Below are 19,486 nucleotides of genomic sequence, written 5' to 3' on the forward strand. Positions count from 1 at the left end.
TAACTTTGATCCATGTCGATTCACTTTCATCCGCTTGCCGTAAAAAAGATTAAAAAAGAAACCGCTGATTGTGTTTCTATCACGTTTGAAATCCCTGAAACACTCAAGGAATTATATACCTATCAACAAGGACAGAGCCTCACGCTTCGTACACATTTACATGGGGAAGAAGTGAGAAGAACCTATTCTTTGTGTAGTTCCCCTCTTGATCAGGAATGGAAGGTGGCTGTTAAAAAGGTCGAAGGTGGTGTGTTTTCTACCTATGCAAATGAAAAATTAAAAGCCGGAGATGTACTCGAAGTCATGCCCCCGGTTGGTAAATTCAATACGCCGCTTCATCCCGAACAGAAAAAACATTATGTAGCATTTGCCGCTGGCAGCGGAATCACACCGGTGCTTTCTTTGCTTAAAACCATTCTGCGCACAGAACCGCAAAGCCGCTTTACACTGGTATTTGGCAACCGAAGCCGTGCATCCATCATATTCTTTGAAGAATTGGAAGCGATCAAGAACAAATACCTCGACCGGTTTCAATTAATCCATGTATTGAGCCGGGAGAGAATGGACACGCCGCTTCATTCAGGAAGAATAGACGGAACCAAACTGGATGCCCTTTCCAAATTGATTCCTTTTGACAAAATCGATGAATATTTTTTATGCGGCCCCGAGGAAATGATCTTTTGCGTAAGAGATTATCTCGAAGCCAGTCATGTTCCGAAGAGCCGGATTCATTTTGAATTATTCACTACGGCTGGTTCAAGAGCGGCAAAAAAAGCAACGCCACAAGAAACAGGCACACCCACCGGGCCGCAAAGCCATATTACGATCAAAGCAGATGGAAGGAGCATTGAATTCAATCTCCCACTCGATGCAGATATATCTTTATTAGACGCTGCCCTGAAACATGGCGCCGACCTGCCATTTGCCTGTAAAGGTGGAGTATGTTGCACCTGCAAAGCCCGCCTTCTGGAAGGCGAGGTGAGTATGGATGTACATTGGGGCCTTGAAGATCATGAAGTAGCAGAAGGATTTATACTGACCTGCCAAAGCCACCCGCGAACGGACAAGGTATCGGTGGATTTTGATATCAAATAAAAAAAAGCTAATAGCCATAGGCTATTAGCTTTTTGCATCTTACAGCACGAAGCTCCTTCTACTTCGTCAAATCAAATCGCGATAACAATACTTTATCCCCTTTCAGGGTTTCGCTTAAATAGATCACATAGTTGCCCATTTCCAGCACATTCTTACCAGGCATGAGATAGAATTTTCGTTTCTCATCCTCACCCAGTGTTTTGAATTCAGTAGCCGTGCCATTGGCGGCATTGATGATACCATACTGCACGGAATACAAAGGCGTGTAACTGGTGGTGGTGGTAGTGGTTTGAATACCGGTAAGGTAATTGTAATCGTTATCGATGTCCGTATCAGTATCGATGGCTTTGCACATGGTGATCATCCAATAAATTCTCTTCTTGTCGGGTGATTCAAAAAGGGAACTATAGGCCGGGAACATATCAGGGGTAAGCCCCTTGCTAAACATCCCCATGTATTTTTTCTGATCCAGCGCTACACCATAATTGCGTTTATACGCGCCATCTGCCCCAAATTGAAGGAGGTAAAGGCCTTTGTACAAACGGGTTCCTTTGTTTCCGCCAAAATTATCCAGCTTATAGTCCTGCCCGGTCACGAAAATATTATCTCCGGCTACCACGCCAATAGCTGTAGTGATAAACCGTTTGCCATCAAATTCGATCTCCTTTTTTTGGTCGGCGGGTTTTACGTTTGCTTTATTGATCTCGCTGATTGATGGAGCGGTCAGGAATTCCAGTTTACCATTGCTGAGTTTGCCTACTTCAAAATGGCTGTATTTCATTTCATCCAGGCGTCCGTCGATCTCGGCCTGTGTGATCTGACTGGCTTCGCCACCGGCCATGGATTTGATACCCCCGAGCAAACCTTTTCCCTTTGACTCCCCTTCCTCATCACTGGTATTTGCAATGATGGGGCCTTTGAAAATCTCATTGCTGTGTTTGTCCTTTTCAATACCCGGGCCATAGAGATAGACCTGGCCATTTTTTTGAAAAGCCCCCAATATCCTCCATCCGGGTACAGGTACCTGGAAGTCGAACTTCTCCTTCAATTGGCCTTTATAATCATAGCGGCAATAGGTATAGGCCTTGGGGTCGCCTTCCACTTTATTCATACCCGGACCACCATAGGGGGCAAAGATCAGTACCCAGTCACGCGGATTATCGTCGTTGGAGCTTGGATCATCATCACTCAGGGGTTCAGAGAAAACCGGTGCCTTGGCAAAAGGGAAACTGATCTCATCCTTGCGGGTGATATTCACTTCCTGATCCACAAAGAGGATATGGTATTTTAAAAAAGAACCATTCACATCCCGGCCATCCCGCAATCCGGCACAAACCAGAAGATAACCCTCCGGGTCATTTTCATAATAACCTCCCCTGAACATGTAGCGGGCACCCGTTTCTTCATCTTTAGGTTTGACTTTATCGCCCAGGATCACCTTTTTGGCGTAGCCACCCCTGAGCCAACTCCATTTAAAGCGGACAGTCTTTTCCCGAAAGATCATTTCACTTTTCATATTGCTCCGCACAAATACACTCTTGCTCTCATAGGTTTCCCCCTTGTACTTGAACCATTTGTACTTCTTCCTCACTTTTTCCACCTCTTCTTCCTCTTTCACCTGATTCTTCATATTCAGATCCTTGTCAAATGTGTAGGTCTCGGTAATGATCTTGCTATTGGTGGATTTCAACACATAAATAAGATCAAATGTCTGGTTGGCCTGGTTGGTTTCGATGGCACCGAGATACCCTTTTCGGGCTTTTCGGGTGATATCATGATCCTTTTCCAGGATCTCCATTTGGGCCTGCAGGGTAAGGAAAGACCCCATCAAAAACAGGAACAGAAAGGCAAATCGTTGCATAAATTAAAAATTTTTGAAAAGTACCCGGGATTGACTGGCAACACAATACCATCCTGACGGTATTTTGAACAAAACCTGCAAACACCCGTTAGTTTTATTAGATTTGTCACCTAATTTTTACCTATGGACCTGCCGCAACAGGAATCAATATTTTGGCAAAAGATCGAGAATGAAGTGAAGATCGAGCCGCTGGATTGGATGCCCGAAGCCTATCGCCGAACACTGATCCGTCAGATCAGTCAACACGCCCATAGTGAAGTGGTGGGTATGTTGCCCGAAGGGAATTGGATCACCCGTGCGCCTTCGCTGAAAAGAAAGGCGATCCTGCTGGCCAAGGTACAGGATGAAGCAGGGCATGGATTGTATCTCTACTCCGCCTGCGAAACACTTGGTGTGAGCCGGGAACAAACGATCGAGGATCTGCACAGCGGAAAGGCCAAATACTCTTCCATTTTCAATTATCCCACATTGAGCTGGGCCGATATAGGAGCCATTGGCTGGCTCGTGGATGGCGCTGCCATCATGAACCAGGTCATGCTATGCCGCACTTCCTACGGCCCCTACGCCCGGGCCATGGTACGTATATGTAAAGAAGAGAGTTTTCACCAACGTCAGGGATTTGAATCGCTATTGGTACTGAGCCGTGGCACCCCGGCACAAAAAGCCATGTGTCAGGACGCGATCAACCGCTGGTGGTGGCCTGCCCTGATGATGTTTGGCCCGCATGACAGTGAATCGACCCATAGTGAACAAAGCATGCAATGGAAGATCAAGCGAAAAAGCAATGATGAATTGCGCCAGAATTTTGTAGATATGTGTGTGGAGCAGGTGAAATTGCTGGGCATGACCCTGCCCGATCCTTTGTTAAAATGGAATGAGGAAAGAAAGCATTATGATTTCGGGCCTATCAACTGGAATGAGTTTTGGAATGTGGTAAAAGGCAATGGCCCTTGTAATAAAGAAAGGTTGAAGACAAGAAAAGATGCCTGGGATAAAGGTGAGTGGGTAAGAGAGGCAGCGGCTGCATATGCGGCAAAACGTGCCAGCAGAGCGGCATAGAGATTATTAATTATTAAAATAAATAATTAAACAATTCACTAAAGAATCTGCAATCCAAAGCCAACAAACAATAATTAATAATCTTATAATAATGCCATTCCAGATAAAATTATTTCGATACGGTGATATCCCGGATACAAATTCCGGCAGCACCGAAGCATCAGGCAATTTGAACGCTACTGACTGGCCACTGTGGGAGGTTTTTATTCGCAGCAAACAAGGCCTCGACCATAAACATGTAGGCAGCCTGCATGCAGCTGATGCACAAATGGCCATTGAAAATGCAAGGGATGTGTACACCCGTCGAATGGAAGGGGTAAGTATATGGGTGGTTGAATCAAAATATATCCATGCCACCAATCCCGAAGAAGCAGAAAGCCTTTTTGAACCGGCCAATGACAAGATCTATCGCCATCCGACATTTTATGATCTGCCGGATGAAGTGAAACATATGTAGCGAGGGACGTGAGGCGTGAGACGTGAGTTTGACGCCCCTCCTCTCACGACTCACGAAAAAAAATCAATCCTAAAGTATGCAACTCGCCCTCCATCTCGCTGACTCTGTCCTTATTCTGGCGCAACGTAACGCTGAATGGTGTGGACATGGCCCCGTACTGGAGCAGGATATTGCCCTGACAAACATTACGCTTGACCTGGTGGGACAAGCCAGGAGCCTTTACCAATATGCTGCCAATCAGAAAGGCGGTGATGCCACGGAAGATAGCCTGGCCTATACACGCCTGGAACACGAATATCTCAATGGCCTGCTGGTAGAACAACCCAATGGCGATTGGGCCCAAACCGTTCTTCGGCAGTTCTTTTTCAGTGCTTTCCAGTCGGCTTATTATACACAATTGGAAAAATGTACGGATAAGGATCTTTCCGCCATTGCGGAAAAGTCACTCAAAGAAATCCGCTACCACTTACGCTGGAGCAGTGAATGGGTGATCCGATTAGGAGATGGTACAGAAGAAAGTCACTCCCGCATGGTGCAAGCGCTGGAAAACCTGTGGCCCTATACCGGCGAATTGCTGGAGCCGGCCGATTACGAATTAGCCCTTGGCTTTTTACATGCTGATGTATTAAAACAGGAATGGCAATCAACCGTTCGAAATGTGTTGGAGGAAGCCTCCCTTGCTTATCCCGCTCCCGCCTTTATGCATACAGGAGGTAAATATGGCCGACATACCGAACATATGGGCTATATACTTTCCGAGCTTCAGTATATGCAGCGGGCTTATCCCAATTCGCAATGGTAATGCGTACTACCCTCCACGATACCGATAAAAAAACCATCTATGACCGGTTGGAAACGGTCACCGATCCGGAAATACCTGTACTGAGTATTTTGGATATGGGTATCGTGCGTGAGGTGTATTGGGAAAATGAAGTGCTTACCGTATTGATCACCCCAACTTATTCGGGTTGCCCGGCCATGGATGCCATTGCTACCGGTATCCGGGTGGCCTTATCCGATCTCGGTTTTGCCAAAATAAAAATTAAGCAGCAACTCTCTCCGGCCTGGACCACCGATTGGATGACTGAAGAAGGAAAAGAAAAATTGCGAGGATATGGCATTGCCCCACCCTTATCAAAAGCCCAAAGTTGTCAGCCGGCCTTGTTTGCTGCAGAAGAGGCCGTTCCCTGTCCCCGTTGCGGATCATGGCATACAAAACGCCTGAGTGAATTTGGTTCAACGGCCTGTAAAGCTCTTTACCAGTGCCAGGAGTGTAAGGAAGCGTTTGATTATTTTAAATGTCACTGATGGTGGTTGTTCGATGACAGATACCTTACCCAATCAATCATACGGCTTGTAAACCCATACTCATTATCAAACCAGGCAATGATCTTTACCTGTTTGCCCATAACAGAAGTGAGTGAACCATCAATGATACAGGAATGGGTGTTGCCTTTTATATCGGCTGATACCAACGGGTCCTCCGTATATTGAATGATCCCCTTGTATTCTCCTTCCGCAGCCCGGCGCAGGAGGTGGTTGATCTGTGCTTTTGTGACCTCCTCTTTCATTTGAACAGTAATATCCGCCATGGCCCCATTGGTGACCGGCACCCTTACAGATACCGCAGCGATCCTGTCCTTCAACGGCAATAACCTTTCCAGGGAATGTGCCAGATCGATCTCTACCGGAATGATGGATTCGGCTGCTGCTCTTCCACGGCGGAATTGCGGATGGGCGGTATCCACCAACTCCTGTCTTGAAGTGTAGGAATGGAGGATATTCATGTGCACCGACTCTATCCCGATTGAATTCAGCAGGTATAAAATATGCGTGGAGCAATTGGTCATACACCCTCCAGGTGAAATGATCGGTTGTGCCCGGCTGTCTTCCTTATGATTATGCCCAAATATCAACAAGGGTATATCCGATGAGCCAGTGGTACTTAATAAAACCCGTTGGGCTCCTGCTTTTATATGCTTTTGCGCTCCGGAAAGATCTGAAAAACGACCCGAACATTCCAGCACAATATCCACCTTCATACCAGCCCAATCAAGCAATAAGGGGTCTGCCTGCCGGAAGACCTTCACCTCCTGACCACAAGTGTGTACAGATCCCTCTTCATACCGGATTTCTTCTGGCCAGGTACCATAGAGGGAATCATATTTAAGCAAATAGGCCAGATTGGCGGAATCCATAATATCATTGATGGCTACGAGGGTAATATCCTTCTCTCCCACCAACCGACGGAAAAGAAGACGGCCGATTCGTCCCATTCCATTGATAGCTATACGCATTAGCAAGAATTTTGAGACGCAAATATCGGTTTATTCAAACTTTAGCTGTTTGTTAAAAAAAATAATGACATCCGAATTACGCGTTGACCGGTGAAAGATGCGACCTTTAGGAAAAGAACCCTACTGATATCATGAAAAATTACAATGACCCCTCCAGAAGAAAATTCCTGAAAAATACGGGCAAAGCCGGAATCGGCGCGGCCCTGGGACTGTCTTCACTCTCTACCCTGGCAGGTTCTGCGCCAAGGGTATTCAGTCTCGATGGTGAAGAAATTGATTTTACGCAAAAACCATTGGGCTATGCCTATAATGCCATTGAGCCCGCAGTGGATGCCATGACCATGGAGATTCATTATACCAAACATGCGGCAGCCTATGCCAAGAACCTGGCCGATGCAGCCAAAGATGAAAAGGTAGATATAAGCAAGACCTCCGTGACTCAATTACTTTCAGGCATTTCCAAATACTCCACCAAGATGCGAAACAATGGTGGTGGCCACTATAACCATGAACTTTTCTGGCGTTCCTTGCGCTCACCCATAATGGGCAATACCCCATCAGGTGCATTGGCCACCCAGATCACAAAAGATCTTGGTTCCTTTGAAACCTTTCAACAAAAATTCGGCGATGCCGGAAAAAACCGCTTTGGCTCAGGCTGGGCCTGGTTGGTATGGACACCGGAGAAAAAACTGGTAGTAAGCTCTACGCCTAACCAGGATAATCCACTGATGGATCTGGCCGAAGTAAAGGGAACACCCGTATTGGGATTGGATGTATGGGAACATGCCTATTACCTAAAATACCAGAACCGCCGCCCGGATTATATCAATGCATGGTGGAGTGTGGTGAATTGGGAGTATGTGGGGAAAAGGTTTGATAGTTTATTATAAGGATTTTTCACCGCAGAGAACATGAGAACGCAGAGGTACGCAGAGATTTTTTATAAGCCTAAGGGCTAATTGCTAATACCTAAATTTCTCTGCGTTCTCATGTTCTCTGCGGTGAATCAAATATCAACATCTCTGTACGCCTTTATTAATTTTTCCTCTCCCTCCCTGCCTGGAAAGGCATTACCATGCTCCATGCCCAATATGCCTTTATACCCTTTATCAGCAATGTGTTTAAATACATTCTTATAATTGATCTCACCCGTAGTTGGCTCATTCCGTCCGGGGTTGTCGCCGATCTGGATATACCCGATCTCTTCCCAGGTCTTGTTGATATTCTGTATGATATTCCCTTCATTGCGTTGCATATGGTATATATCATAGAGAATTTTGCATGACGGGCTGTTCACCGCTTTACAGATCATATAGGTCTGATGTGAATGACGCAGGAACAGGTCCGCATTATCACTCAGTGGTTCCAGCACCATCACCAGTCCGGCGGGTTCAAGAATATCCGTGGCCATCCGTAAAGCCGAGATCACATTGGCTGTTTGCATATCATGCGATAAACTTCTGTCATAGTTTCCGGGCACCACTGTCATCCATTTGGCATTACAGCGCTTGGCCACTTCAATGGCTTCGCGGCAGTCCTTCTTCATACGGTCAATGAATTCAGCCTTGCCCGTTGTCAGGGAGGTCTTCCAGTGCCAGCTGTCTGAGGTGATCACAAATACCCCCATCCGCATTCCCAATTTGGCCAGGGTGTCCCCTATGCGTTTTTGTTCTTCAACCGGGCGCGCCATCATGCCATTGTCTTCTATGCTCCGAAAACCCCGGTCGTGGGCCCATTTGATCTGGTCGATAAAATCATTCCCGGCACTGTTCCGGAACATGCCTTCATGAAAAGCATAGTCCAGGTGAAATACCGGGTCAGCGGCCTGAGGACCTGGGTTTGAAGCAGCCAGCGCCTGTGACGCGGTCATAACGGCGGTACCGGTAAAAAGCCCGGAGCGGATGAAGTTTCTGCGGTGCATAGTTTGTATCTTTCGCATTAAAATTATAAAACCACAGAGACACAGAGAATTATTTGTCAAAAATCTCTGTGTCTCTGTGGTTGAAAAAATCGTTACATGAGAATTGTTTTGCTATTAATTGTCCTCTCCTTCTCTTTCCTCACAAGAGCGCAAAAAGATACAGCATTTTCAGCGAAGAATATTCTCCTGCCAAATTCCAGTCTCACGTATAAAATGATCCTGCTCCCCGCCGGCTCTTTTCAAATGGGAAGTCCCGACAAGGAAGCCGGTCGTAAAAAGGATGAAGGCCCTGCAAAAAAGATCAGTGTTTCCTCTTTTTGGATAGGCGCCTTTGAAGTCACACACGATCAGTTCGACCTGTTTTATAAAGACGTTACGGTTAGCCAGGACCAGATGAGTGATGCCGTTACACGGCCCAGTGCCCAATACGTTGACCTCAGTTGGGGTATGGGAAAAAGCGGCGGCTACCCCGTCAATAGTTTGCAACAGCGTACCGCCCTGATGTTTTGCCGCTGGTTATATCAAAAGACCGGAGAATTCTACCGTCTGCCTACAGAAGCCGAATGGGAATATGCCTGTCGCGCAGGAACAACCACCACGTATTTTTTTGGCAATGACGCCGCCCAATTAAAGAATTATGCCTGGTATAAGGACAATTGTAAACAAGGATATAATAAAGTGGGTCGGTTAAAACCCAATCCCTGGGGTTTGTATGATATGCTGGGTAATGTGGGCGAATGGGTGCTGGATCAGTATGATGAAAATAGTTTTACTACCATGACCAAGACAAAGGACCCGGTACGTGAGCCGACTTCCAAACAACCGCGGTTGCTGAAAGGCGGATCTTATCTGGATGAGGCAAATGCGGTTCGTTGTGCTGTCAGGCTTTCATCAAAACCCGACTGGAACAAACGCGATCCACAGGTGCCCAAGAGTCCCTGGTGGTTGACCGATGCCCCCTTTGCCGGGTTCAGGATCGTTAAACCGGCGGTGGCGCCTTCCAAAGAAGAGATCGACGCATTTTTTAAAAAATATATTTCTAATTAGGTTTCCTGGGGCGTTTCAACGGTTAACGCCACAGAAACAGAAATAAACCCAATCAAAACAACACTTATGTCCACACGTCGCCAATTTGTCAAACAAGGCTCCCTCCTCACGAGTGGTCTCCTTGCTGCCCCCTTTATGTCCCGCGCCAACTTCTTCTCGGGAAGTGATGATGTTATCAAAGTCGCCCTCATTGGTTGTGGTGGCCGCGGCACTGGTGCCGCTATGCAGGCCCTGATGAGTGGACAAAATGTAAAACTTGTGGCCATGGCCGACGCCTTCCGCGACCGGCTTAATGATTGTTATAAATCGCTGACGGCAGATGATCTCTCGGATTGGACGGGTAAACCTGGTAACCTGAAAGACCGGGTTCAGGTGCCGGAAGAAAATAAATTCACCGGATTTGACGCCTATAAAAAAGCCATTCCGCTGGCAGATGTGGTCATTCTTACCACGCCTCCGGGATTCAGGCCTATCCATTTCCAGGAAGCCATTGCCATGGGGAAACATGTATTCATGGAAAAACCCGTGGCGGTTGATCCGGTGGGGATCAGGAAAGTATTGGAAGCAGCCGCTTTGGCCAAACAAAAGAAACTGAATGTGGTGGTGGGTCTTCAGCGGCATTATCAATATTCCTATCGCGAACTATTCAATAATAAAAAACTCATTGGCGATATTGTTGCCGCGCAGGCCTGGTGGAACAATGACGGAGTGTGGGTGAATAAACGGCAATACGGACAAACAGAAATGGAATACCAGATGCGCAACTGGTATTACTTCAATTGGCTTTGCGGGGATCATATCAATGAGCAGCATATTCACAATATTGATGTGGTCAATTGGTTCAAAGGCTCCTATCCGGTAAAAGCCCAGGGCATGGGTGGACGTGAAGTAAGAAAAGGCAAAGACCATGGAGAAATATTTGATCACCACTATGTCGAATTCCAGTATGCCGATGGTTCTATTCTCAATAGCCAATGCCGCCATATTCCTGGTACCATGAGTAAAGTGGATGAACTGCTGATTGGCACCAAAGGAAGTATTCGTTGTGGCCAGGCTACCATTCAGGACCATGCCGGTAAGACCCTCTTTGCCTTTGACCGGCAGAAAGAGAACAATCCTTACCAAACAGAACATGATGAACTCTTTGCCGCTATTGCCAAAGGCGAATACAAATTTGCTGATGCGGAGAACGGGGCAAAAAGTACCATGACCGCCATCATGGGACGAATGGCTACCTATTCCGGACAGGTCATAGAATGGGATAAGGCCCTCGAGTGTGGTCTTGACCTCTCACCCAAGGTGTATGACTGGAATGCGGAACCACCTGTATTACCCGATGAGGATGGGCGGTATACCATCGCACGTCCAGGGCTTACCAAATACTTCTGAGTTTTTTATATTTACACCATAAAACCTTGAATGAAAATAAGCAAGCCCACTGACCTGGCGATCAATGTTGCCCTGCCGCTGGCATTGGGTATTACCTGCTATTTTTTTAAAGGATCTGCTTTCATGCAATACCATCTGGCCGATGGGTTATGGGCCTATGCCTTTCTTTCCACCTTGCTGATCATTTGGGATAGGAGGATTCCCCTGCGCTGGATCATAGCAGTTTTTACAGTGGCCGCAGCCTGGGAATGGGCTCAATTCAGTGATTGGGTTTCCGGAACCGGGGATCAATGGGATATTGTTACTTATTTCATTTTTTTTCTCATTGCCCTTTTATTCAATCGTATTTTTTTTACAACCATAACTACAACACATGAAAAATAAGCATTTGTTATCCCTTCTTGCAGTTGGTTTCTTTGTTTTTCTGGCCCTGGCATCCAAAGTGAATAAGATTCACTATGGCGCCTTTAACTACAAAAATGCGGTAGAAGAAAAATCAGAGAAAGGCGATTACCTCGACCTGACAAACGGAACCCGGGTCTATGGAAAAAATATCCAGTGGAAATCGGGTTTACTGGTAAAAGATGTAGTAAAAATTGACGACCAAAGCTTCAAATTTGGAGAAGTAAAAGGGCTCCGGATGGGAGATACCTATTACGGTCGTTTGGGAAAAACCTTCATCCAACGCATTGTTCATGGCAAGATCAATGTGTATGTACACATGTACCAGGTAACTACAACCTCCACCAGTTCAGCGGGTTTTGTCAGAACCAGCTCGTATACCAGAACCGACCACTATGCCCAAAAAGGAGAGGATGGACCGCTGGAAGTTTTTGCCGGACAAAAAGACATCAAGCGACTGGTAGCCGATTGTCCAATTGCCGTTCAAATGGCCGACATCGGTAATGGGAAAATGCGGAAGTCCATTCGCAAAAACCGCGATTATTTAAACCAGATTTTTGAGATCTATAATAACGACTGTCAACCCCTATCGGTCAATTTCTATTAATCTCCTCACCTGAGTCCTTTCAAAGAGGTAATAGAAATAAAAGCATGTCATAATCATCCTGACTTAACCAGGAAGAAATATCCCCGTTTGGATTCCGGGGCCAGGGGCAGCGAAATTCGATTGAGCCACAGGATTTTGTGATTTAAATAAAATATTTATTGTTTTTCAATAAATATTTTCCGATATTTGTGCCATCATTTACTAAATAACTGATGCACAATGGAAATCAGAATCACTACATCCCAGGTCCTGAAAGTCTTGCAGGTCATTTCCTGGATCCTCTTTTTTGGTCTTGCCGTGGAGGCAGGGGGTGTTGTTGTAAACACCTTTTTTGCCGCCTTTATTAATCCCGACCAGGCAAAGAACTTTTGGGAAGGGTCCGCCTACCTGATCAAACTTTCGCAGTTTGACCGTGGACATTTTTTTGTCCTCACAATTACTATGTCTATCGTTGCGGTGCTAAAAGCCATTCTCTTTTATCTCATCTTAAAATTGCTTTCAGAGAAGAAGCTGGATATGACCAAGCCCTTTAGCAAGGAGGTAAGGCGATTCATTTTAAACATCTCCTATTTGTCCATTGGGATTGGCCTCTTTTCTTCTTCCGGTGCCAATTTTACCTCCTGGCTCCACAAACAGGGCATGGAGATGGCCGATATTGCCGAATTAAAACTGGCCGGGGGTGATGTATGGCTTTTCATGGCGGTCATTCTGATCGTCATCGTTCAGATCATCAAGCGCGGAATAGAAATTCAAACTGAAAACGATTTAACCATTTAATCTATGGCTATTATTGTCAACCTGGATGTGATGATGGCAAGGCGAAAGATGTCACTCAATGAGCTTTCTGAAAAAGTAGGCCTGACCCTTTCCAATCTTTCAATATTAAAGACAGGGAAGGCCAAAGCCATTCGCTTCAGCACGCTGGAGGCCATTTGCAAGGTGCTGGATTGCCAGCCGGGGGATATTCTGGAATATGATGGTGCGGTGCAAAGGGATCATTGAATTTCAAATAAGGGGAGAAAATAGTTTTCTAATAGAAAACTTTTTATTACTTTTGCCAATGTTCAACATCATTACAAGAGGTACTCTATTGGCGTATTGTAAAAAATACCCAACAGCTGCAATCGCGTTACAAGAATGGTATCATGAGTTAGTAAGATGTAATTTTAAGAATTTCAATGAATTAAAACGAATGTATGGGAACGCAAGCCTGGTAGCGGATGACAGGGTTGTATTTAATATTTTAGGAAATAAATACAGGCTCGTAGTAAGAATTGTATTTGATTTTAAGGTGATTCAAATTAAATGGTTCGGCACACATGCTGAATATGATCGCATTGATGTTAAAACGGTGCAGTTTAAAAAGAAATAAATATGGAACTTAAAATAATTAAGACAGCAAAACAATATCAACTGTACCTGAATTGGGTAGATGAAATGTTTGATAAAAAAATAAAAATGTCATCTCCAGAAGGGGAAAAACTTCAGATTGCCCTACTTTTAATTAAAGAGTATGAGGACAAGCACTTTCCTATCCCGGTACCAGATGCCATCGCCGCCATTAAATTAAAAATGGAAGAACGAGGTTGGAAGAACAAGGACCTCGTTGGAAAAGTAGGGACTAAAGGATATGTTTCTGCTCTACTAAACCGACGTAAGCCTCTTACACTCGAACTAGCTAAATTGTTTTATCGCGAATTATCGATCCCGGCAGAGGTACTTCTATCCTAAGGATTTACTTTATTTTTCCAACTGTCTATTTCTTCATTTCTGGCTTCGGCTTCAAATATTTGTCCAGAAATTCCAGCGTCCTTTTGGTTGCTGTAATTTGATTCTCCTTTTTCACAAACCCATGCCCCTCATCCGGGAAGACCACATATTCAACGGGTACGCCATTTTTCTTTACACCCTCTACGATCTCATCACTCTCCACCTTTAACACGCGTACATCATTGGCCCCTTGTAATACGATCAGCGGCTTGTTGATCTTTTGATAATTGAACAATCCGGATGCTTCTTTGAGGTGTACACTATCGGCTGTAGTAGGATCACCCATTTCCTCATACAAAGCTTTACGGAAGGCCTCCCAATAGGGAGGAATACTGCGCAGCGTCCTGAGCCAATTGGCCACGCCAAACAGATCCACGCCGGCATTGAACTCATCGGGATACTTACAAAGCGCATTCAATACCATACAGCCACCATAACTTCCTCCATAAATGACAATGGCATTGGTATCAATATAATCCTGACTGGCTAGCCATTTCTTACCCCATATACAATCCTTCAGGTCGGCATTTCCATGATCCTTATTATCCAACTTAAAAAACTCTTTTCCATAACCACTACTACCGCGATTATTTACGGCAAGAACGGCATACCCATGATTCACCAGGTATTGAATGGAATTGCTGAACCCAACCCGGCTTTGTCCACCAGGACCGCCATGCACCCAAACCAGGGCGCCCACCTTATTGTCCTTGGAAGCCTGAAGGGGTTTATAATAAATAGCGGGGATATCCAATCCATCAAATGATTTAAACCGTACTACTTCCGCCTGTACCAGGTCTGCTTCATCAATGGCTTTGTTAAGGGTGGAGGTCAGCCTTTTCAGGCTTTTGGTTTCCAGATTATAAACATAAAGGTTCTGCGGACTGGTGCTGCTGCCAATGGTAAGTAAGAGATTCTTTTCCGAAGGGGAAATATCTACCCCAAGCACATCGCCATCCTTAATTTCGGGGAAGGCAACGGGTTGGTTGGTGGCATGATCAAACAGCAGTACTTTATTTTTCCCGTCTTCATTGACAAAAATGGTATGATACTTTTCATTTTCGCTCAGCCCCATGCCTTCTACATCCCATTTGTCCTCATAGAATTTTTCCGCTTTCATGCTACCAATATGGTATTTGACCAGGTAACTGAAATTGCTGGCATCGTTGGTGGTATAGTAGAAAATGCTGTCATTCTTCTCAAAACCCGATGCATTCCAGGTCGCTTCATTGTCATTGCTGATCTTTCTTTTTTCCTGGGTGGTACGGTCAAACAGATATAGTTCATTTTTATCGGTCGTGATGGACTTGGAAAGGGAGATATAACGTTCACTGGCACTGATCCCAGAGAACTCCATGCCATCATCATTCTGGTAGAGAAGGACAGGGGTCCAACTCGCTGTATCCAATTTCCAGACATCAAAAAACTGTGGATTTCGCTTATTGCTTAGGATGTAGATTCCTTTTTTATCATTTGTCCATCCCGCAAAGGAGTTGGCGCTATTCGGCCAGGGCGTAAGATCACGCGAACTGGTATCGCCTTGTTTCATCAGATAGAGATGGGAATTTTCATTACCACCCTGGTCAGCCACATAAAGGAAAGAGGTAGTACCGGGTAAATAACTTATCGGGAAATAGGAATCCACGGTAGAGAAAGTGAGTTGCTTCATGGTAGTATCCGCCACAGACAATTCATATACGTTGGTTATGCCGGTACTGTTATTACTCACCAATATCTTGTCCTCGGCCTGGTTGAAGTCAGCGCCGTTAATGGAAACATTATTGTACAGGTCTTCAATGGCAAATTGTTTAGGCATACGTGCCTTTTTACCGGCATCATTACAAGCTACCAGTATTAGCAGCCCAAGCAGTGGAAGCAATGGTTTTTGGGACATAGTTATAATTTATATAGGGAATATATCAAATTTGACGGTACTCACCCAAAATGAATCTAAAAATGGGAAGAACGGCAAAGAAGCAGGAAGGTATCCTTAAATTTGACCATGAAATCTGTTATGCTATAAATGAGCTGCTAAAATCAGGTATTGAAATTTAATCATCCATTATTTCTCAGTATGTCATCAGTCATTATCGATATAAAAAACGCCGTCGCTACTATCACCCTTAACCGGCCGGATAAACTGAACTCCTTTAACCGTGAAATGGCTTTCGGCCTGCAAAACCTGTTGGATGATTGTGCTAATGATCCCGGGGTTCGCGCGGTAGTGATCACCGGTGCAGGCAAGGCCTTCTGTGCGGGCCAGGACCTGGAAGAAGTGGTGGATCCAAATGGCCCGGGCATGCAACGGATATTGAGTGAACAATTCAATCCTATCATTACCCGTATCCGTGTGTTGAAAAAACCGGTCATCGCTGCCGTCAATGGTGTTGCAGCAGGTGCCGGTGCCAATATTCCCCTTTGTTGCGATATTGTTATCGCCGCCCGTTCCGCCTCCTTTATCCAGGCTTTCTCCAAGATCGGGTTGATACCTGATAGTGGTGGCACTTTCTTTTTACCCAGACTTATTGGTTGGCAAAAAGCTAGCGCCCTCATGATGTTGGGTGACCGCGTGATGGCCGAAGAAGCAGAACGAATGGGAATGATCTACCAATGTGTGGATGATGAGAAGTTCAATGAAACCATCACCGCCATAGCAGAGAAACTCGCGCAAATGCCAACCATGGGACTTGCCTATACCAAACAAGCCCTTGACTGGAGTGGCCCACATACCCTGATCGAACAATTACAAAATGAAGATATACTCCAGCAACGAGCCGCAGCCACCTATGATTTCAAAGAAGGGGTGCAAGCTTTTCTGGAAAAACGGAAGCCGGTGTTTAGGGGGGAGTGAGGGGCGGGAGACGTGAGACGTGAGGCGTGAGGCGTGAGGCCTGAGACGTGAGGCGTGAGGCGTGAGGCGAGATTATAATATTGATAGAAAATATGTACCTTAGAAATTAAAAATTATTCACGATTCACGATTCACGATTCACGATTCACGATTCACGATTCACGATTCACGATTCACGATTCACGATTCACGATTCACGATTCACGATAACACCCCATGCCCCACACCCCACAATCAGTCGTCTCCCACATGATGCTCCACGATCGCTTTAGTCAGTGGTTAGGCATTGAAGTGCTTGATATACGCGAAGGGTTTAGCCGTATACAGATGACGGTAAGAGAAGAAATGATCAATGGGTTTGGGATCGTTCATGGAGGTATTGCCTTTTCATTGGCCGACAGTGCCTTTGCTTTTGCCTGCAACAACCGAAATAATCTTTCCGTGGCTCTTGATACTTCCATTAACTTTATAAAACCAGTTCATGTGGGCGATCACCTCATAGCCGAGGCCAAAGAACTTCACAATGGAAAATCGACCGGGCTTTATCATATTAGTATTTATAATCAGCATGATCATTTAGTGGCGCAGTTTAAAGGGACTTGCTACCGTACCGGAAAACCACTGGTAAGCTAGACACCAAAACCTCCCGATAATGAAGACCCTCTCCCGGTGGGCGTTTACCCACCCTCGCTTTGCGCGCTGCATCATTGTGGCCGGACATGTGCTACTTGTATGTCTCGCCCTTTTTGTAGGATATTCATTGCAGGAAATGGGTATCACCTTACCTGCCTATGGTTTATACATCCTCATCGGTCTCTTTGTTACCTTTATCGTGCTCTATCCTTCCCGTTCCCAACGGAAAAAGGCAGGAGAGCATTGGGGGTATATTTGGCAAAAAAGCGGGGATGTCGGTATCCTGCTGATCGGGTTTTTAATGGTAGCCTGGGTTTCCGCTTCTCCCAACGCTTCCAACTCCTTTCACACCCCTCTTTTTGGCGCGATCACTCTTTCTCCCGTAAAAGAAAAACCCACCGCGGAAGAGATACTCGCCTCTTTGCAATACCGCGATAAAAAATCACTCACACGCCAGGAAAAAAGGATCCTCCGAAAAGAATTCAAACACCAGTTATCGGTGTATACCAAGGCCACGCTGCAAGGCGATCCGGAAACACGTAACAGGGCCGGTTTAGTTATATTGGCCATTATTGGCGCCGTGGGATTAACCCTTCTGCTTGGCGCCCTCGTTTGCTCCATATCCTGTGGAGGAGCGGAAGGACTTGCCGTGATTGTCGGTCTCCTTGGTCTGGCCGCTATCATCTTGTTGACCTTCGCTGTAATGAGAGCCATTCGAAAAGGGGCCCGAAGGAGAAGGGAACCTGTGTTGGAAAGGGAGGGTTAATAGTATTATTTTATTGATAATCAATATTTTATAAATATCTTATTCGAAATTGCTAATCCTAATTAGCAATTTTATCATTTTTTGCTAATTTCAATAAGCAATTTATCGTAATTTTGCTTGTTTGAATTAGCAAAAATGGATTCACTACTTATTAAATCGAATGCCCTCCTTGCCGACCAATCCTTGGATATCATACGACCAATAGTTGAAAAAATTGATTGGAAGGATAGATTGATAGGTCTACTAGGGGCTCGAGGTACTGGAAAAACGACTCTTATCCTTCAGAAAATGAAGAAAGAGTACGGCCACACAGGGAAAGCGATATTCCTTACACTGGATGATATATATTTCTCTTCGAGCCGCCTGGTAGATGTAGTTGCTTATTTCACTGCCCGGGGAGTGGAGGCATTCTTCATTGATGAGGTGCATAAATACCCTGACTGGGCAAGGGAGATAAAAAACATCTATGATCAATATAAAAAAATAAAGATTGTTTTTACTGGCTCATGCATAACAGATATTATCAGGCAAAATGCAGACTTAAGCCGGAGAGCCATTCAATATGAAATGCCGGGATTGTCCTTTCGGGAATATCTGGAGTTTACAGGGGCCATTCGAGTAAAATCCTTTACACTGGAAGAACTCCTGAAAAGCCATCAGTCCATTGCCACCGAAATGGTGCGACAATTTCAACCACTGGCGCATTTTCAAACCTATTTGCGATATGGTTATTACCCGTTCTTTCAGGAGAATAAAGACACCTACCCGATCCGCTTGGAACAAATAGTAAAGATGACCATTGAGAATGACCTTCGATTCATTGAAGGCTATGACCCAACAAAAAGCAGGAAGATCACGCAACTCTTTTATATTCTGGCTACCAATGTTCCATTCAAGCCGAATATCACGAAACTGAGTGAAAAAACAGGGATCAACCGAAATACCCTTGTTCAATATCTTCACTATCTGGAAATGGCAAGGTTGGTAAATTTTCTTTCCGCAAAAGGTCCAAGTATCAGCAATCTCCAAAAACCAGACAAGATATACCTGGAGAACACAAACCTGCATTACGCCCTATCAGGTAACAACGCCGATAAGGGAAGTATCCGGGAAGCATTTTTTCTAAACCAGGTAAAAAATGCCGGATACAGCGTATCGCTTCCCTTAAAAAATGATTTCCTGATAAATGAAGAAGAGTTATTTGAGATTGGGGGGAAAAATAAAAAAGGAGAAGCAACCACGGACAGACTTTGGGTGGTAAAGGACGACATAGAAATTGGCGTTCTGAATAAAATACCTTTATGGTTGTTTGGAATGATGTACTAGAAAAT

General features: G+C 45.2%; 22 protein-coding genes. 18 read left to right on the forward strand and 4 right to left on the reverse strand.

What is annotated here, in order from left to right; genetic code table 11:
- Positions 1-12: 12 nt before the first annotated feature.
- On the forward strand, positions 13-1,095 hold the full coding sequence (paaK, locus tag J0M30_00835; protein ID MBN8666014.1) for a phenylacetate-CoA oxygenase/reductase subunit PaaK: 1,083 nt from the start codon (positions 13-15) through the stop codon (positions 1,093-1,095).
- Positions 1,096-1,153: 58 nt separating this feature from the next.
- Here the strand turns inward: paaK and J0M30_00840 are convergent, their stop codons facing one another.
- Positions 1,154-2,956, reverse strand: coding sequence for a hypothetical protein (locus tag J0M30_00840; GenBank protein MBN8666015.1), 1,803 nt, complete (start codon positions 2,954-2,956; stop codon positions 1,154-1,156).
- A 123-nt stretch (positions 2,957-3,079) separates the two neighbouring features.
- Between J0M30_00840 and paaA the strand changes: the two genes are divergently transcribed.
- The 4 genes from paaA (at position 3,080) to paaJ (ending at position 5,780) form a co-directional block, all read left to right on the forward strand.
- A complete protein-coding gene (gene paaA, locus J0M30_00845; protein ID MBN8666016.1) occupies positions 3,080-4,015 on the forward strand; it encodes a 1,2-phenylacetyl-CoA epoxidase subunit A in 936 nt (311 codons plus the stop codon).
- Between the two features lie 91 nt (positions 4,016-4,106).
- Positions 4,107-4,472, forward strand: coding sequence for a 1,2-phenylacetyl-CoA epoxidase subunit B (paaB, locus tag J0M30_00850; protein ID MBN8666017.1), 366 nt, complete (start codon positions 4,107-4,109; stop codon positions 4,470-4,472).
- A 76-nt stretch (positions 4,473-4,548) separates the two neighbouring features.
- Complete coding sequence (paaC, locus tag J0M30_00855; protein ID MBN8666018.1) at positions 4,549-5,274, forward strand: phenylacetate-CoA oxygenase subunit PaaC; 726 nt, start codon at positions 4,549-4,551, stop codon at positions 5,272-5,274.
- The gene (gene paaJ, locus J0M30_00860) at positions 5,268-5,780 is read left to right on the forward strand and encodes a phenylacetate-CoA oxygenase subunit PaaJ (protein MBN8666019.1); all 513 of its coding nucleotides are present in this window, start codon (positions 5,268-5,270) and stop codon (positions 5,778-5,780) included. Before paaC ends, paaJ begins: the two co-directional genes overlap by 7 nt.
- Here the strand turns inward: paaJ and J0M30_00865 are convergent.
- Positions 5,774-6,769 (reverse strand): aldehyde dehydrogenase, encoded by a 996-nt coding sequence (locus J0M30_00865; protein ID MBN8666020.1) that lies wholly within the window; start codon positions 6,767-6,769, stop codon positions 5,774-5,776. The genes paaJ and J0M30_00865 overlap by 7 nt on opposite strands.
- A 131-nt stretch (positions 6,770-6,900) precedes the next feature.
- Between J0M30_00865 and J0M30_00870 the strand changes: the two genes are divergently transcribed.
- A complete protein-coding gene (locus J0M30_00870) occupies positions 6,901-7,659 on the forward strand; it encodes a superoxide dismutase (GenBank protein ID MBN8666021.1) in 759 nt (252 codons plus the stop codon).
- A gap of 116 nt (positions 7,660-7,775) precedes the next feature.
- On the opposite strand, the gene J0M30_00875 is transcribed toward J0M30_00870, so the two are convergent.
- The gene (locus J0M30_00875; GenBank protein ID MBN8666022.1) at positions 7,776-8,690 is read right to left on the reverse strand and encodes a TIM barrel protein; all 915 of its coding nucleotides are present in this window, start codon (positions 8,688-8,690) and stop codon (positions 7,776-7,778) included.
- Between the two features lie 96 nt (positions 8,691-8,786).
- On the opposite strand from J0M30_00875, the gene J0M30_00880 reads away from it, so the two are divergent.
- The 8 genes from J0M30_00880 (at position 8,787) to J0M30_00915 (ending at position 13,866) form a co-directional block, all read left to right on the forward strand.
- Positions 8,787-9,737 (forward strand): SUMF1/EgtB/PvdO family nonheme iron enzyme, encoded by a 951-nt coding sequence (locus J0M30_00880; GenBank protein MBN8666023.1) that lies wholly within the window; start codon positions 8,787-8,789, stop codon positions 9,735-9,737.
- Between the two features lie 66 nt (positions 9,738-9,803).
- Positions 9,804-11,126 carry a Gfo/Idh/MocA family oxidoreductase gene (locus tag J0M30_00885; protein MBN8666024.1) on the forward strand — a complete coding sequence of 441 codons (1,323 nt, stop codon included), beginning with the start codon at positions 9,804-9,806 and terminating at the stop codon, positions 11,124-11,126.
- Between the two features lie 30 nt (positions 11,127-11,156).
- Positions 11,157-11,510: a hypothetical protein gene (locus J0M30_00890; protein ID MBN8666025.1), complete on the forward strand. Its 354-nt coding sequence runs from the start codon at positions 11,157-11,159 to the stop codon at positions 11,508-11,510.
- Positions 11,500-12,135 (forward strand): hypothetical protein, encoded by a 636-nt coding sequence (locus J0M30_00895; protein MBN8666026.1) that lies wholly within the window; start codon positions 11,500-11,502, stop codon positions 12,133-12,135. Before J0M30_00890 ends, J0M30_00895 begins: the two co-directional genes overlap by 11 nt.
- Positions 12,136-12,354: 219 nt before the next feature.
- A complete protein-coding gene (locus J0M30_00900; GenBank protein ID MBN8666027.1) occupies positions 12,355-12,912 on the forward strand; it encodes a DUF2975 domain-containing protein in 558 nt (185 codons plus the stop codon).
- A 3-nt stretch (positions 12,913-12,915) separates the two neighbouring features.
- Positions 12,916-13,137, forward strand: a complete 222-nt coding sequence (locus J0M30_00905; protein MBN8666028.1) for a helix-turn-helix transcriptional regulator — start codon at positions 12,916-12,918, stop codon at positions 13,135-13,137.
- 58 nt (positions 13,138-13,195) lie between these two features.
- Entirely contained in the window at positions 13,196-13,507 is a 312-nt protein-coding gene (locus J0M30_00910; protein ID MBN8666029.1) for a type II toxin-antitoxin system HigB family toxin, read from the forward strand.
- A 2-nt stretch (positions 13,508-13,509) separates the two neighbouring features.
- Positions 13,510-13,866 (forward strand): transcriptional regulator, encoded by a 357-nt coding sequence (locus J0M30_00915; GenBank protein MBN8666030.1) that lies wholly within the window; start codon positions 13,510-13,512, stop codon positions 13,864-13,866.
- A gap of 25 nt (positions 13,867-13,891) precedes the next feature.
- Here the strand turns inward: J0M30_00915 and J0M30_00920 are convergent, their stop codons facing one another.
- Positions 13,892-15,799: a S9 family peptidase gene (locus J0M30_00920; GenBank protein MBN8666031.1), complete on the reverse strand. Its 1,908-nt coding sequence runs from the start codon at positions 15,797-15,799 to the stop codon at positions 13,892-13,894.
- Between the two features lie 180 nt (positions 15,800-15,979).
- Between J0M30_00920 and J0M30_00925 the strand changes: the two genes are divergently transcribed.
- From J0M30_00925 to J0M30_00940, 4 genes are all read left to right on the forward strand, one after another.
- Complete coding sequence (locus tag J0M30_00925; protein ID MBN8666032.1) at positions 15,980-16,756, forward strand: enoyl-CoA hydratase/isomerase family protein; 777 nt, start codon at positions 15,980-15,982, stop codon at positions 16,754-16,756.
- Between the two features lie 216 nt (positions 16,757-16,972).
- Positions 16,973-17,389 carry a hydroxyphenylacetyl-CoA thioesterase PaaI gene (gene paaI / locus J0M30_00930; GenBank protein ID MBN8666033.1) on the forward strand — a complete coding sequence of 139 codons (417 nt, stop codon included), beginning with the start codon at positions 16,973-16,975 and terminating at the stop codon, positions 17,387-17,389.
- A 19-nt stretch (positions 17,390-17,408) separates the two neighbouring features.
- Positions 17,409-18,155, forward strand: coding sequence for a hypothetical protein (locus J0M30_00935; GenBank protein MBN8666034.1), 747 nt, complete (start codon positions 17,409-17,411; stop codon positions 18,153-18,155).
- 135 nt (positions 18,156-18,290) lie between these two features.
- On the forward strand, positions 18,291-19,481 hold the full coding sequence (locus tag J0M30_00940) for an ATP-binding protein (GenBank protein ID MBN8666035.1): 1,191 nt from the start codon (positions 18,291-18,293) through the stop codon (positions 19,479-19,481).
- The last annotated feature ends 5 nt before the right edge of the window (positions 19,482-19,486 follow it).

The sequence above is a fragment of the Chitinophagales bacterium genome (assembly GCA_017303415.1).
GTDB lineage: Bacteria > Bacteroidota > Bacteroidia > Chitinophagales > Chitinophagaceae > SpSt-398.

Bases quoted from the DNA above. Each gene is read 5' to 3' on its own strand.
- paaK (MBN8666014.1), top strand. From the start codon at position 13: ATGTCGATTCACTTTCATCCGCTTGCCGTAAAAAAGATTAAAAAAGAA.
- J0M30_00840 (MBN8666015.1), bottom strand. From the start codon at position 2,956: ATGCAACGATTTGCCTTTCTGTTCCTGTTTTTGATGGGGTCTTTCCTT.
- paaA (MBN8666016.1), top strand. From the start codon at position 3,080: ATGGACCTGCCGCAACAGGAATCAATATTTTGGCAAAAGATCGAGAAT.
- paaB (MBN8666017.1), top strand. From the start codon at position 4,107: ATGCCATTCCAGATAAAATTATTTCGATACGGTGATATCCCGGATACA.
- paaC (MBN8666018.1), top strand. From the start codon at position 4,549: ATGCAACTCGCCCTCCATCTCGCTGACTCTGTCCTTATTCTGGCGCAA.
- paaJ (MBN8666019.1), top strand. From the start codon at position 5,268: ATGGTAATGCGTACTACCCTCCACGATACCGATAAAAAAACCATCTAT.
- J0M30_00865 (MBN8666020.1), bottom strand. From the start codon at position 6,769: ATGCGTATAGCTATCAATGGAATGGGACGAATCGGCCGTCTTCTTTTC.
- J0M30_00870 (MBN8666021.1), top strand. From the start codon at position 6,901: ATGAAAAATTACAATGACCCCTCCAGAAGAAAATTCCTGAAAAATACG.
- J0M30_00875 (MBN8666022.1), bottom strand. From the start codon at position 8,690: ATGCACCGCAGAAACTTCATCCGCTCCGGGCTTTTTACCGGTACCGCC.
- J0M30_00880 (MBN8666023.1), top strand. From the start codon at position 8,787: ATGAGAATTGTTTTGCTATTAATTGTCCTCTCCTTCTCTTTCCTCACA.
- J0M30_00885 (MBN8666024.1), top strand. From the start codon at position 9,804: ATGTCCACACGTCGCCAATTTGTCAAACAAGGCTCCCTCCTCACGAGT.
- J0M30_00890 (MBN8666025.1), top strand. From the start codon at position 11,157: ATGAAAATAAGCAAGCCCACTGACCTGGCGATCAATGTTGCCCTGCCG.
- J0M30_00895 (MBN8666026.1), top strand. From the start codon at position 11,500: ATGAAAAATAAGCATTTGTTATCCCTTCTTGCAGTTGGTTTCTTTGTT.
- J0M30_00900 (MBN8666027.1), top strand. From the start codon at position 12,355: ATGGAAATCAGAATCACTACATCCCAGGTCCTGAAAGTCTTGCAGGTC.
- J0M30_00905 (MBN8666028.1), top strand. From the start codon at position 12,916: ATGGCTATTATTGTCAACCTGGATGTGATGATGGCAAGGCGAAAGATG.
- J0M30_00910 (MBN8666029.1), top strand. From the start codon at position 13,196: ATGTTCAACATCATTACAAGAGGTACTCTATTGGCGTATTGTAAAAAA.
- J0M30_00915 (MBN8666030.1), top strand. From the start codon at position 13,510: ATGGAACTTAAAATAATTAAGACAGCAAAACAATATCAACTGTACCTG.
- J0M30_00920 (MBN8666031.1), bottom strand. From the start codon at position 15,799: ATGTCCCAAAAACCATTGCTTCCACTGCTTGGGCTGCTAATACTGGTA.
- J0M30_00925 (MBN8666032.1), top strand. From the start codon at position 15,980: ATGTCATCAGTCATTATCGATATAAAAAACGCCGTCGCTACTATCACC.
- paaI (MBN8666033.1), top strand. From the start codon at position 16,973: ATGCCCCACACCCCACAATCAGTCGTCTCCCACATGATGCTCCACGAT.
- J0M30_00935 (MBN8666034.1), top strand. From the start codon at position 17,409: ATGAAGACCCTCTCCCGGTGGGCGTTTACCCACCCTCGCTTTGCGCGC.
- J0M30_00940 (MBN8666035.1), top strand. From the start codon at position 18,291: ATGGATTCACTACTTATTAAATCGAATGCCCTCCTTGCCGACCAATCC.